The organism is Streptococcus ictaluri 707-05 (assembly GCF_000188015.2).
GTDB classification, from domain to species: domain Bacteria; phylum Bacillota; class Bacilli; order Lactobacillales; family Streptococcaceae; genus Streptococcus; species Streptococcus ictaluri.
The window spans coordinates 391,602-405,109 of sequence record NZ_AEUX02000007.1 but is presented as its reverse complement, the minus strand read 5'-3'; the positions used below and the strand labels follow the sequence as shown (position 1 = coordinate 405,109).

The window sequence follows — 13,508 nt, the reverse complement described above, 5'->3', positions numbered from 1 at the left end:
AGATAAACTTCCTTGTGTGTAAACACACTTTGTCAGTTTCCTAATTTTCTACAGAAGTTTTCGCAAGCGAACCGTCTGTTAGTATCCTGTTTTAATGGAGCCTAGCGGGATCGAACCGCTGACCTCCTGCGTGCAAAGCAGGCGCTCTCCCAGCTGAGCTAAGGCCCCACAAGACCTCTCAAAACTAAATAAGACGATAAACGTATTCCATTTCCTTAGAAAGGAGGTGATCCAGCCGCACCTTCCGATACGGCTACCTTGTTACGACTTCACCCCAATCATCTATCCCACCTTAGGCGGCTGGCTCCTAAAAGGTTACCTCACCGACTTCGGGTGTTACAAACTCTCGTGGTGTGACGGGCGGTGTGTACAAGGCCCGGGAACGTATTCACCGCGGCGTGCTGATCCGCGATTACTAGCGATTCCGACTTCATGTAGGCGAGTTGCAGCCTACAATCCGAACTGAGATTGGCTTTAAGAGATTAGCTTGCCGTCACCGGCTTGCGACTCGTTGTACCAACCATTGTAGCACGTGTGTAGCCCAGGTCATAAGGGGCATGATGATTTGACGTCATCCCCACCTTCCTCCGGTTTATTACCGGCAGTCTCGCTAGAGTGCCCAACTGAATGATGGCAACTAACAATAGGGGTTGCGCTCGTTGCGGGACTTAACCCAACATCTCACGACACGAGCTGACGACAACCATGCACCACCTGTCACCGATGTACCGAAGTAAAACTCTATCTCTAGAGCGGGCATCGGGATGTCAAGACCTGGTAAGGTTCTTCGCGTTGCTTCGAATTAAACCACATGCTCCACCGCTTGTGCGGGCCCCCGTCAATTCCTTTGAGTTTCAACCTTGCGGTCGTACTCCCCAGGCGGAGTGCTTAATGCGTTAGCTGCGGCACTAAGCCCCGGAAAGGGCCTAACACCTAGCACTCATCGTTTACGGCGTGGACTACCAGGGTATCTAATCCTGTTTGCTCCCCACGCTTTCGAGCCTCAGCGTCAGTTACAGACCAGAGAGCCGCTTTCGCCACCGGTGTTCCTCCATATATCTACGCATTTCACCGCTACACATGGAATTCCACTCTCCCCTTCTGCACTCAAGTTCTCCAGTTTCCAAAGCGTACATTGGTTGAGCCAATGCCTTTAACTTCAGACTTAAAGAACCGCCTGCGCTCGCTTTACGCCCAATAAATCCGGACAACGCTCGGGACCTACGTATTACCGCGGCTGCTGGCACGTAGTTAGCCGTCCCTTTCTGGTTAGTTACCGTCACGTAATGGATTTTCCACTCCCATTACCGTTCTTCTCTAACAACAGAGCTTTACGATCCGAAAACCTTCTTCACTCACGCGGCGTTGCTCGGTCAGACTTCCGTCCATTGCCGAAGATTCCCTACTGCTGCCTCCCGTAGGAGTCTGGGCCGTGTCTCAGTCCCAGTGTGGCCGATCACCCTCTCAGGTCGGCTATGTATCGTGGCCTTGGTGAGCCGTTACCTCACCAACTAGCTAATACAACGCAGGTCCATCTCATAGTGAAGCAATTGCCCCTTTTAAATTTAGTACATGTGTACTTAATTGTCATGCGGTATTAGCTATCGTTTCCAATAGTTATCCCCCGCTATGAGGTAGGTTACCTACGCGTTACTCACCCGTTCGCAACTCCTTGGACTAGTGCAAGCACCAGTCCTCAGCGTTCTACTTGCATGTATTAGGCACGCCGCCAGCGTTCGTCCTGAGCCAGGATCAAACTCTCATTTATAGTTTGAACTTACTCGTTCTTTTCTGTCGCTGACAGATTTATTTCTCGTTTTTTGACGGGTAATATGTCTCCATATCACCCTCACGTTTGGTTCGTCTTATTCAGTTCTCAAAGGTCTTTATCTCTTGCGAGACAACTTCTTTATTCTATCAAATCTAAGAAAACTTGTCAACTACTTTTTTTCAGTTTCTTTCACTGACGCGTCCTCTCATCTGACAATTTTATTAGTATACTAGATCAACTTGTCTCTGTCAACCATTTTTTAAAAAATAAAAAAGAGGCTAAACCTCTTTTAAATAGATTTGCGATAAGCTTCGACTTCTGCTTGGTTTGCCCATACAAAGTGTCCTGGTTTTAACTCAACCATTGATGGCTTATCTTCTGTATAATCATGTTGATCAGGATTGTAAACCACTAGTTGCTTTTGTCTTTCTAAAATTGGATCCGGGATTGGAACTGCTGAAAGTAGTGATTTAGTATAAGGGTGGATTGGATGATTAAAAAGTTCTTCTGTTTCTGCGACTTCAACAATCACCCCTTTGTGGATTACGGCAATACGGTCTGAGATAAATCGAACAACAGATAAATCATGCGCAATAAAAAGATAGGTCAACCCCTTTTCAGCCTGCATTCGTTTTAGCAGGTTTAAAACCTGTGCGCGAACTGAAACATCCAATGCTGAAATTGGCTCATCCGCAATCACAAACTCAGGATCCATAACAAGAGCTCTTGCAATACCAATACGCTGACGCTGACCTCCTGAAAACTCATGTGGATACCGTGTTAAATGTTCAGGAAGCAGACCAACCTCTGTCAACATATTTTTAATTTTATTTTTACGCTCATCTTCATCTTTGAACAACTTAAAATTATAAAGTCCCTCAGAAATGATGTAATCAACTGTAGCACGCTCATTAAGACTGGCTGCAGGATCTTGAAAAATCATTTGTATTTTACGAATCAAATCACTATTTTCTGATCGTGTGCGTTTTCCATTAATAACCTTACCATCATAGATGATTTGTCCTGAGCTTGTCTCATTGAGTCCGATTATTGCTCGGCCAATCGTTGTTTTACCACTTCCGGATTCACCAACTAAAGAGAATGTTTCTCCTTTTTTGATAAAGAAATTGGCATTTTTAACGGCAACAAATTTTTTCTTTCCTTTACCGAAGGAAATTTCTAGGTCTTTTACTTCGACTAATTTATCAGTCATTTCCTTCCTCCTGACGGGATATTTTTTGCAGAATCTTTTGATGTAAGTCTTGAATCACTTCAGGTTTTTCTACTTTAGGAGCATCTGGGTGTAAGAGCCAACTTTTTGCCCAATGTGTTTCAGAAACATTAAAAACTGGAGGAGCTTGTTCAAAATCAAGAACCATTGCATACTCTGAACGTAAAGCAAATGCATCCCCTATAACTGGAGAATATAACGATGGTGGCGTTCCAGGAATAGAATACAATCCACCTGACTCATTTGCCAACTGAGGAAGACTTGATAAAAGGCTCCAAGTATATGGATGTCTCGGATCATAAAAAATTTCTTCAACAGTTCCAAATTCTACGATTTCCCCAGCATACATCACAGCAACTTTATCTGCAATACTCGCTACGACTCCTAAGTCATGTGTGATGAAAATGATGGTAAATTCATACTCTTTTTGTAAATCTTTAAGTAGTTTAATAATCTGAGCTTGAATAGTAACATCCAAAGCTGTAGTTGGCTCATCACAGATTAAAATATCCGGACGGCAAGCTAAAGCAATGGCAATAACGATACGCTGACGCATACCTCCTGAATATTCAAAAGGAAAATCTTCAAAACGCTTCTCAGCATCTGGAATACCTACCTTGTTCATATAATCCAAAGCCAACTTTTTAGCTTTCTTACGATCTAGTTTTTGATGCTTAATAATGACTTCTGTAATTTGACTTCCAATCGTTTTGATCGGACTTAAACTAGTCATTGGATCTTGGAAGATTGTAGCAATCTTTGCACCACGGATAGGCGCCCAATCTTTATTTGTTTTCAGGTCAGTCAATTCTTGACCACGGTATTGAATAGAACCATTCGCAATTCGGCCATTTGATTCTAGCATTCCTGTAAATGTCTTGGTTAAAACAGATTTACCTGAGCCTGATTCTCCAACAAAGGCGAGAACTTCTCCTTCAACTAACTCTAGAGAAACATCTCTAATAGCTGTTAAAACACGATCACGTACATCAAATTCCACTACCACATCTTTGGCAGTTAAGATTACATTTTTATTATTTGTCATTTTAACTCCTATCTATGTGAACGTGGATCACTAGCATCAGCTAGATTTTGTCCGACAATGTAAAGTGGTAACGAAACTAAAATCAAAGTCAACAAAGGAATACAAAAGAGATAAGCATTTGTTGTTAAGTTGCTAGAATAATTAGCAATTAAACGCCCTAAACTTGGTGTTGTTGTCGGAAGCCCTATTCCAAAGAAAGATAAAAAGGCTTCAGATGAAATATAAATTGGTAGCATTTGAGACAACATAGTCACAATGACCGAAACCAATTGAGGTAAAAGATTTTTAGCCGCAATCTTATACATAGGTGTTCCTAGTGTTTGACTAGCAAGGTTGTACTCTAAATCACGGTAACGCAAGATTTGCACACGAATAGAATAAGCAACACCAATCCAACCCGTAATACAAAATGCTAAAATAAGATTCCAGAACCCAGCGCCTAGAGAGTAAGTCAATACAATAATGATTAACATCGATGGAATGTTTGAGATAATATTGTAAATCTCAATCATAATTTTATCGAATGTTTTTGAGACACCCCAAATAGCACCTAAGACAACTCCAATTGTGATATTAATCAGGGTAGCAATAACCGAAATCAAAATAGAATTTCGTGCACCATACCAAACCCCATCAAAAAGAGATTGACCATTTTTATCAGTACCGAACCAGTACTCCGCGTTTGGCCAGATATAGCGTTTAGAAAAGTCATTAATATTGCTGACATCTCCAAAGTCATAATTAGCAAAGACCGGGTAAATAAAACTCATCAGCAAAATCGCCACAAGAATAGTCAACATCAAAAGGGTGGATTTTTTTGAAAAGAACTGTCTAAAAACTGACTTCCAATAAGAGTAAGCAGGAGAATCAATGACTTCGGAGGCTCTACTATCACGTTCAACAAATTGAAATTTTGATTGTTCAATTGTTTCCATATTTATTTACCTCCTTTTTTTGCTGATAATTTAATACGCGGATCTACTAATGTCATAGCAATATCGCCTAACAAAAGTGAAATAATAGATAAGACGGTGAAAATAAAGGTTAAACCAACAATCATAGAATTATTAGCCGATTTAATAGAGTCTATAAGCATTTTACCCATTCCTGGGAAGGCAAAAACAGTCTCTGTTAAAGTTGCGCCACTAATCGCTAAAATAATACTTGCAGGAATACCAGAAACAATCGGTACCATAGCATTTTTAAAGAGGTGATCTTTATAAATCTCTGACTCTGATAATCCTTTTGCTCGCGCAAATCTTACCCAGTCACTGGCTTGAAGGTCCACCAGATAACGACGGAACCAGATAACGGTAACAGGAATACCTAAGATACCTAAAATAACAGCCGGTAAAACATATGAACGAGGGTCTGAAGCACCTAACATAGGGAAAGAATCTGGCAAACCAATGGCGCTTCCGATAAAACGAACTACATAAATAACTGCAATACTTGGTAAAGCTAGCATGAAAGTCATTGTTGCCGTTGAGAAACGATCAAAATAAGTGTTTTTAAAGCGTGCCATAAACAGACCTAAAGGCAAGCCAATTATGTAAGAAATTAAAACACCAAAGAATCCGATGACAAAGGAATTATGAATCATTGATGGATCAGCATAATTGTTAATCGTTCTTGTGTAAGCATCATTTTTACCATAATTATTTTTAGTCAAGTCATCAATAGTTGAGGGGTTACGATAAGTACGACTATAGATATCAACGGATGATTTTTTAGTGATTCCAGATGGGAAGGTTACATCTTGAATATGTGTTTTCCCTTGTCCTTGTGAGATAACTTGAAGAACTGGAATATTACTATAAGTTGGGTAAGAGGTCCCTAAGTTTAGGGTTACAATGTTTTGATGAAGGTATGGGAATTTTCCGTTAACATATAGTAAATACTTATGTTTCGTTCCCGAACCAACAAGAGACCAGCCAATAGCCTTGTCGTTTTCAAAGCGTACGTATCGTTCCAACTTAGGATTTTCTTTATCTTGAATTTTCCATGGATGATCAACAACAATCAAATTAGAAAAGAAGTTCCAAACGCGTTCATAAATAGGAATACTACGAGTAGCATAGAATTTTTTACTTACGGGTAAGGTTTTTAACTTCCAACCATTTCCAAGTTTATTAACGTATTTTTCGTAACTTGATTTATCAGAAGTAGCTCCATTTTCTTTTAAAACCTTATTTCTCAATTCGCTACTGTTGTAATAATTTATATAGCCCATTCTTTGGAAAGTCAAATTTTCATAATCAGCTTTTTTATCAGGCGTAGTTGTCATCTTATTATAGTTTGGATCTTGTTTGAAAATAAGACTTGTAGGTACTAATGTATATACGATGGTATATGTTAAAGCCGTCACCATTGCAACCGATACAAGCGATCGTAAGATACGGTTTAAAATGTATTTTTTCATAGTTATCCTCAACAGTTCAAAAGAACTTTCTCAGTGAAACGAGAAAGTTCTATTTTGAACATCGTTTTATTTCTTAACGTGGTCTGCTAGCTTCTTAGCGTATTCAGCGTTTGATTTCGATTGTGCTTTTAACCATTTTTCTTTTGCTTTTTCGTATTGTTTAGCAGTAACTGGTTTTTCTTGAAGTTTCAATTGTTTATATGACAATGGTCCCTTGGCACCTGCCCATGCAAAGCCACCACTAAATGGCACTGATTTTGTCACACGAGGAGTTCCACCTAAAGTAACAACTGGAATATCAACTGCACTATCAGTCAAGTAAGCTTGTGCTTTAGCATAAGCAGTATAACGAGCATCATTATCATTAGAGATAGCAGCTGCTTGATCAAGTAGTGTTTGATAAGTATCTAAGCCAAGGCTAGCTGCAACCTCATCGCTTTCTCCTGCTTTAATACCTAATTTTTGAACTACTGAACCACCATCTCTTGGGCTGATGATATCAAGGTAAGTACGTGGGTCTTGATAGTCAGGTCCCCACCAAGAAGAAATGATATCGTAGTCTTGTTGTTCTGGTGTTTCTGCGTAGAAACCTTGTGCTTCATGTGTAGATGTTTCTGTTTCAATAACGTTTACTTGAACATTTTCTTTTCCAAGTGAAGCTTCAACAGATTGTTTGAATGATTGTGCTTCTTGAACAGTTACAGCATTAGCTTGGTCAACCGGATAATCTAATTGAACAGGGAAAGTAACACCTTCAGCTGAAAGGGCTTCTTTTGCTTTTGCAAATTCTGCTTTAGCTTTTTCTGGATTGTAGAAGCCATCTTGAGCATCTTCTAACTTAACATCTTTCCATTCGTCACCAAGTGTTGACAATTCTTTCTCAACCACGTCTCCAAAATTTTCGTCCCCAACTGTTACAAAACTCGGTGGCACAAGCATGTTACGAAGAGCTTTAGTCTTAGCATCTTCACCAAATTTTTGGGCTTGGAAAGCGGCACGGTCAAATCCAAACATGACAGCTTGACGGAAGTCTTTATTATTTAGCGCTTTTTTACCTGAGTCTTGTTGAGCAGGGTCTTTTTTACTATTGTTAAATGCTGTTCGGTTTAAGTTCCAAGATAAATGACGGATATCTCCAGTCAGCATTCCGTAAGTAATGTTATCAGCATATTTTTTCTTAGCAGACTTATATGTTGGGGCGTTCGGATATAAGCTAGCTACACTAAATTCACCTTTGTCAAAACTCTTATAGAATGAACCTGGATCAGAGCCATCTGAGTAAGTTAGTTTAACTGTATCAATATTGACATTTTTAGCATCCCAATAGCTTTCGTTTTTATTGAACTCCATGGAAGATTTTGAGGTGAAAGCACTGAGGAAGTATGCTCCATTCACAAGAATTGAGGATGGGTCTGTCGTTCCAAAATCTTTTCCTTGTGTTTTTAAGAATTTAGCATTTACAGGGAAAAGGACACTATAAGTAGTTTTAGAGTTCCAGTATGATTCAGGTTTGTTCAAAGTGTATTGAACAGTCTTGTCATCTAGAGCTTTTACCCCAACCTCTTTAAAATCAACTTCACCATTTTGGTAGGCTTTTAAGTTTTTGATAGAGTCTTCAACAACGTAAAGAGCTTCAGACTTGCCGTCAACGGCATGTTTCAAACCGGTTACGAAGTCTTCTGCTGTAACAGGGGCGTACTCTTCTCCATCTGAAGTATACCAAGACACCCCATCACGAAGAGTATAAGTATAGGTTAAGCCATCTTCTGACACTTTCCAGTTTTTAGCTAATGAAGGAACTAAATTTCCGTATTTGTCATTTTCTAAAAGACCGTCTACCATTTGTGTAGCTACATCAGTAGTACCACCACCATTAGTGAGAATGTAGTCTAAAGATTTTGGGTCATTAACAAAGACATATTTATAAGTCTTTGTTGCATTGGAACCACTGGATGAGTTTTTGCCGCCACAAGCAGCTAAAACAGAGACTGACAGCACAGCAACTCCTAAAGCTGCTAACCATTTACTTTTCTTCATATAAGTCACCCCTGAACGTTATTTTTCATTTTCGTTTTGTTACTAAAGTTAAATGAAATAAGTTAATTAAAGGTATTATATCAAAATTTTTAGTCAATGAAAATAATGATAGTCAAAAATTATCTGAATATTTTGGAATAAATTCTTCTTTTTATTCATTTAAAATAAGGAAAGAGCTTCCATTTGCTTGATAACAATCTCTCACTAATTTTAAAATAGGAAAAGAATCTCTCATGATAGCGTTTTTACAACATCTCCATTTGAGAAAGAGGCTTAAAAGTTAGTGTCAAGTTATGTTATAATTAATAAAAACACGTTAAAGAAGGAAAAACGAATGAAAAAAGCGTTAACTGCTTTATTATTAGTCTTTACATGTCTTTTGACACTAGCTAGTTCTGTTCAGGCGGATGACTTTGAGCTCCCAGCCAAAAACGGCTTAGCCTTTGAGTTGGAGACTGGAAAAATTTTATATGAAAAAAAAGCAAAAAGAGCTGTACCTGTTGCTTCTATCAGCAAAATCTTAACCACCTACATGGTCTACAAAGAAATTAAAGCAGGAAAATTGCATTGGGATACTCCAGTCACCATTTCCAACTACCCTTATGAATTAACAACCAATTATAATATCAGCAATGTTCCTTTAGATGCTCGAAAATATACTGTTAGAGATTTATTGAAAGCGATGATTGTCACAAATGCCAATAGCCCTGCTATAGCCTTAGCTGAAAAAATAAGGGGTACTGAACCTAAATTTGTGGATAAAATGAAAGACCAACTATCGGCATGGGGAATTACTGATGCTAAATTAGTAAACGCTAGTGGACTTCCTAATGAAATTTTAGGAGAAAACATTTATCCAGAATCAAGTTCTGAAGATGAGAACCAACTCAGCGCTCACGACTTAGCGGTAATCAGTCGTCATTTACTGTCCGAATTTCCAGAAGTTTTGGATATTTCAAAAGAAGCTTCAACAAGTTTTGCCAATACCAGTATCTTTTCCTATAATCACATGCTAAAAGGAATGCCTTATCATCGGCCTGGAGTCAAAGGGTTATTCGTAGGTTATTCGGAAAAAGTGGGATCCTCCTTTTTAGCTGTCAGCCAGGAAAGTAATCTGACAATTATCTCAATTGTGCTCTCAGCTGATGGTGCCCCAGAAAACCCTAATGCTGTTTTCGAAGCTAGCAATCAACTCTTACAACATATTGCCAGCAGGTTTGTAAAAGTGACTGTCCTTAAAAAAGGGCAAGCTCAAAAGCTAAAGGCCTTAACCGTCTTGGATAGCCCAGATAATAGTGTCCAAATTGTTCCAAAGACCAACCTAACTCTGATTAAAGCTGCAGATGATCAAAGCAAAACCTCTTTTCAGCTAACTGCTACAACTCCTGAACGATATGCTCCTATCAAAAAAGGGGAAGTACTAGCTAAAGCAAGACTTAATGATAAGCACTTAATCGGAAAAGGCTATATTGGCCAAACACCTCAAATAGAACTTGTCGCTAACAAAGATATTTCTAGAAGTTTCTTCTTAAAAATTTGGTGGAATCACTTCGTTCGCTTTGTTAACGAAAAACTATAGAATACTTTTGTAATCATTTCTTCCTATATAATATAGAAAAATGTTAACGATAGCTTGATGACATCAGACTATAACAAAAGCTATGTCCCAAGTCAAATAAAATTCGAAATTGTCTTGACCTTAAGCTTGATAATTAGGCATGACATTCTTTGCTTTTCTTAGCCAGTCATCCCCAGACTCTTTAAGCTGTTCGATAGCGCCTAGGAGAGGAAAAACAACTTTTTCTTTAAACTAATGACACTTTTCATCTTATTGACATTTAATAAAGGATTTTGGAACTTTTTGTATTACAAGTTCGCGTCCCTTATTCTTATAAAAAATTAATATCATTTAAAAGTTCTTTCTTTTGTATTATTGACATGGTATAATAATGATAATTATCTGTTGAAGGAGCTTCAAATTGACCAAACGACTTTTAGTGATTTGCTACCTCTTGTTTCATTTCTGGGCTAGCACCAGCATACAAGCCGATGATATCATGGATATCACTCGCCAAGTAGGCTACACTGTTAGTGATTTTTATCGACCAAAAGCATCCATTGTCATCGATACCAAAAATGCCGAGATTCTTTGGCAAGATAATATTGACATCCCTAGAGATCCGGCAAGTATGTCAAAAATGTTTACTCTTTTTCTTCTTTTCCAGGACTTAAAGGCAGGAAAAGTAAGCTTAGACACGACCATCAAGGCTACTGAAACGGATCAGGCTATTAGTAAAATCTACGAGATCAGCAATAATAATATTGTTGCCGGTGTTGATTATCCCATCCGGGAATTAATTACCATGACGGCGGTGCCATCTTCGAATGCTGCTACTGTCATGATTGCTAATTATTTGTCTAAAAATGATGCGTCAGCTTTTATTGACCGTATCAATCAAACCGCTAAAAAACTAGGAATGAAAAATACCCATTTCACGAATGCCAGCGGTGCAGCTGCCCAGTCCTTTCAAGGCTACTATAATCCCAGCAAATACGATATGACTGCCGGAAATACTACAACTGCTCGTGATTTAGCTATATTACTATACCATTTTTTAACAAAGTATCCTGATATTCTCAACTACACTAAAGACTCTGTCGTTCACACCATGGTGGGAACACCTTATGAAGAAGAATTTCATAGCTATAATTATTCTCTACCAAATGATAAATACGGCATGGAAGGTGTAGACGGACTTAAGACAGGTTCTAGTCCTGGTGCTGCTTTTAACGCAATGGTAACCGCTAAGCGTGGAGAAACAAGATTAATTGCCATTATTATGGGAGTAGGAGATTGGACAGACCAAACTGGTGAATTTTATCGCCACCCTTTTGCCAATGCTCTATTAGAAAAAGGTTTTGAAGAGACTAAAACGCTCACTGCAAAACAAAGGAAAAAATTAGAACGTCTACTTCCTAAACTTTCTAGTACATCCGAAAAGCTTCCTAAAAAGCAGCAAACTAAAGAAAAAGCACCTCTAACAAAGCACTCTGATAATTTTTTCCAAGAAAATCGACAGTTAATACTTGTTGGACTTGCTTTATTTATTCTTATCATCCTGATCTTGGCTCTCATTGCCTTCTTAATGACCTAAGAAAGCTTATTTAAAAACCATCTTTTAATTAAGATAGTTTTTGGCTGTAGACAAACCCCCTGTCACTATACCAATAGGACAAGAAGCTTTGCAGGGGATTTACTAAATATCCTATTTCTGCGAGCGATAGCAATATTTTAGACACTCGAAACTGGCGAGACCTTAGGCCCGACAGTTAGGTATGGAATTCTTTGGTTTTCTTAAACAGTCACTCCCCTGACTGTTTAACCTACCTCCGATAGCACCTAAGGAAAGTAGCAATAAATGACTTTTTCTTCAATCTGAAACCATCTTTTAATTAAGATGGTTTTTTGCTTCTTCAAATAACTGATAGGGAGACTAACCTAAAAAACTAACCGCTTGGGTTAGTAGCAACTTTTGTAAAACCCTATCCATCAAGAAATTATAATGGATAAGGAAAAAATAATTAACCAACAGAGCCTTCCATTTCATAAGAAATAAGTCGGTTTAACTCAACAGCGTATTCCATTGGTAGTTCTTTGGTAAATGGCTCGACAAAGCCCATTACAATCATCTCAGTAGCTTCACCTTCTGATAAACCACGACTCATCAGATAATAAAGCTGTTCTTCTGAAATTTTTGATACCTTGGCTTCATGTTCAAGAGCTACTTGTGAGTTATGAATTTCATTGAAAGGAATGGTGTCTGATTTGGAAATATCATCCATCAAGATGGTGTCACATTCAATATGAGAAACTGATTTTTTAGACTGTTTATTGAATGTCACCTGCCCTCGATAATCCACCTTACCACCACTCTTGGCAATTGATTTGGAAACAATTGAAGATGAGGTATGGGGAGCATTATGAATCATTTTAGCACCAGTGTCTTGATGTTGTCCTGCATTCGCAAAGGCTATAGATAACATAGTGCCACGTGCTCCTGGTCCATCCAAATAGACAGATGGGTACTTCATGGTCGTTTTAGCACCTAAATTACCATCAATCCACTCAACCGTGGCATCTTTTAAAGCCCGCGCTCGCTTGGTCACTAAATTATAGACATTGTCCGACCAGTTTTGAATGGTGGTGTAGCGCATATAAGCACCATCTAAGGCGAAAATCTCAACAATGGCAGCATGCAAACTATTACTAGAGTAAGTCGGAGCTGTACAGCCTTCTACATAATGAACGCTAGCTCCCTCATCTACAATAATCAAGGTTCTTTCAAATTGTCCCGTGTTTTCATTATTAATACGGAAATAGGTTTGCAAGGGAATATCTACCTTAACCCCCTTAGGAACATAGATAAAGGTTCCACCTGACCAAACAGCTGAGTTTAGTACCGCTAGTTTATTATCCGTCGGCGGAACTAACTTCGCAAAATATTGTTTAAATAAATCAGGATACTCTTTGAGCGCTGAATCCGTATCAGTGAAGATAATACCTAATTTTTCAAACTCTTCTTTCATGTTGTGGTAGACAACTTCAGATTCGTATTGAGCTGATGCTCCAGCAAGATAAGCCCGCTCTGCTTCTGGAATTCCAATTCTTTCGAAGGTTTCCTTGATTTTATCTGGAACATCATCCCAAGAGCGAGCTGGTTTATCAGAAGGTTTTTGATAATAAATAATATCATCAAAATTAATATCTGAAAGATCGGCTCCCCATTTTTGCATGGGCATCTTATTGAAAGCTTCAAGTGATTTTAAACGGAAGTCGAGCATCCATTGGGGCTCCTTTTTGGCAGCTGATAACTCGCGTACCACTGCTTCATTTAAGCCCTTACCAGTTGAATAGATAGGTTGAACATCATCATGAAATCCAAATTGGTATTCTCCCAGATCAATGGGTTTAGGTTCGACTTTTTCATTGATATCAGACATT

Annotated in this window: 8 protein-coding genes, 1 tRNA gene and 1 rRNA gene; 2 read left to right on the top strand and 8 right to left on the bottom strand. The window is 38.7% G+C overall.

Going from position 1 to position 13,508, the window contains the following annotated elements; genetic code table 11:
* Positions 1-95 precede the first annotated feature (95 nt).
* The 7 genes from STRIC_RS09755 to STRIC_RS09725 all read right to left on the bottom strand — a co-directional run bounded on the left by STRIC_RS09755 (position 96) and on the right by STRIC_RS09725 (position 8,506).
* Positions 96-168 (bottom strand) — tRNA-Ala (locus STRIC_RS09755).
* Between the two features lie 51 nt (positions 169-219).
* Positions 220-1,768, bottom strand: a 16S ribosomal RNA gene (locus STRIC_RS09750).
* A gap of 292 nt (positions 1,769-2,060) precedes the next feature.
* Positions 2,061-2,984: an ATP-binding cassette domain-containing protein gene (locus STRIC_RS09745; protein WP_008090244.1), complete on the bottom strand. Its 924-nt coding sequence runs from the start codon at positions 2,982-2,984 to the stop codon at positions 2,061-2,063.
* Entirely contained in the window at positions 2,977-4,047 is a 1,071-nt protein-coding gene (locus STRIC_RS09740; RefSeq protein WP_008089761.1) for an ABC transporter ATP-binding protein, read from the bottom strand. Before STRIC_RS09740 ends, STRIC_RS09745 begins: the two co-directional genes overlap by 8 nt.
* Positions 4,048-4,055: 8 nt before the next feature.
* Positions 4,056-4,982: an oligopeptide ABC transporter permease OppC gene (gene oppC, locus STRIC_RS09735; RefSeq protein ID WP_008089700.1), complete on the bottom strand. Its 927-nt coding sequence runs from the start codon at positions 4,980-4,982 to the stop codon at positions 4,056-4,058.
* A 2-nt stretch (positions 4,983-4,984) separates the two neighbouring features.
* Positions 4,985-6,469 carry an ABC transporter permease gene (locus STRIC_RS09730; RefSeq protein ID WP_008090071.1) on the bottom strand — a complete coding sequence of 495 codons (1,485 nt, stop codon included), beginning with the start codon at positions 6,467-6,469 and terminating at the stop codon, positions 4,985-4,987.
* 66 nt (positions 6,470-6,535) lie between these two features.
* The gene (locus STRIC_RS09725; RefSeq protein ID WP_008090135.1) at positions 6,536-8,506 is read right to left on the bottom strand and encodes a peptide ABC transporter substrate-binding protein; all 1,971 of its coding nucleotides are present in this window, start codon (positions 8,504-8,506) and stop codon (positions 6,536-6,538) included.
* A 334-nt stretch (positions 8,507-8,840) separates the two neighbouring features.
* Between STRIC_RS09725 and pbp3 the strand changes: the two genes are divergently transcribed.
* Both pbp3 and STRIC_RS09715 read left to right on the top strand, forming a co-directional pair.
* On the top strand, positions 8,841-10,085 hold the full coding sequence (gene pbp3, locus STRIC_RS09720; protein ID WP_008089802.1) for a D-alanyl-D-alanine carboxypeptidase PBP3: 1,245 nt from the start codon (positions 8,841-8,843) through the stop codon (positions 10,083-10,085).
* A gap of 418 nt (positions 10,086-10,503) precedes the next feature.
* A complete protein-coding gene (locus STRIC_RS09715; protein WP_234944216.1) occupies positions 10,504-11,661 on the top strand; it encodes a D-alanyl-D-alanine carboxypeptidase family protein in 1,158 nt (385 codons plus the stop codon).
* A 427-nt stretch (positions 11,662-12,088) separates the two neighbouring features.
* Here STRIC_RS09715 and sufB read toward each other — a convergent pair whose 3' ends face one another.
* Positions 12,089-13,507 carry a Fe-S cluster assembly protein SufB gene (gene sufB, locus STRIC_RS09710; protein WP_008090410.1) on the bottom strand — a complete coding sequence of 473 codons (1,419 nt, stop codon included), beginning with the start codon at positions 13,505-13,507 and terminating at the stop codon, positions 12,089-12,091.
* Position 13,508 lies beyond the last annotated feature (1 nt).

Excerpts from the sequence above, each read along its gene's own strand:
- STRIC_RS09745 (WP_008090244.1), bottom strand. The coding sequence starts at position 2,984 with ATGACTGATAAATTAGTCGAAGTAAAAGACCTAGAAATTTCCTTCGGT.
- STRIC_RS09740 (WP_008089761.1), bottom strand. The coding sequence starts at position 4,047 with ATGACAAATAATAAAAATGTAATCTTAACTGCCAAAGATGTGGTAGTG.
- oppC (WP_008089700.1), bottom strand. The coding sequence starts at position 4,982 with ATGGAAACAATTGAACAATCAAAATTTCAATTTGTTGAACGTGATAGT.
- STRIC_RS09730 (WP_008090071.1), bottom strand. The coding sequence starts at position 6,469 with ATGAAAAAATACATTTTAAACCGTATCTTACGATCGCTTGTATCGGTT.
- STRIC_RS09725 (WP_008090135.1), bottom strand. The coding sequence starts at position 8,506 with ATGAAGAAAAGTAAATGGTTAGCAGCTTTAGGAGTTGCTGTGCTGTCA.
- pbp3 (WP_008089802.1), top strand. The coding sequence starts at position 8,841 with ATGAAAAAAGCGTTAACTGCTTTATTATTAGTCTTTACATGTCTTTTG.
- sufB (WP_008090410.1), bottom strand. The coding sequence starts at position 13,507 with ATGTCTGATATCAATGAAAAAGTCGAACCTAAACCCATTGATCTGGGA.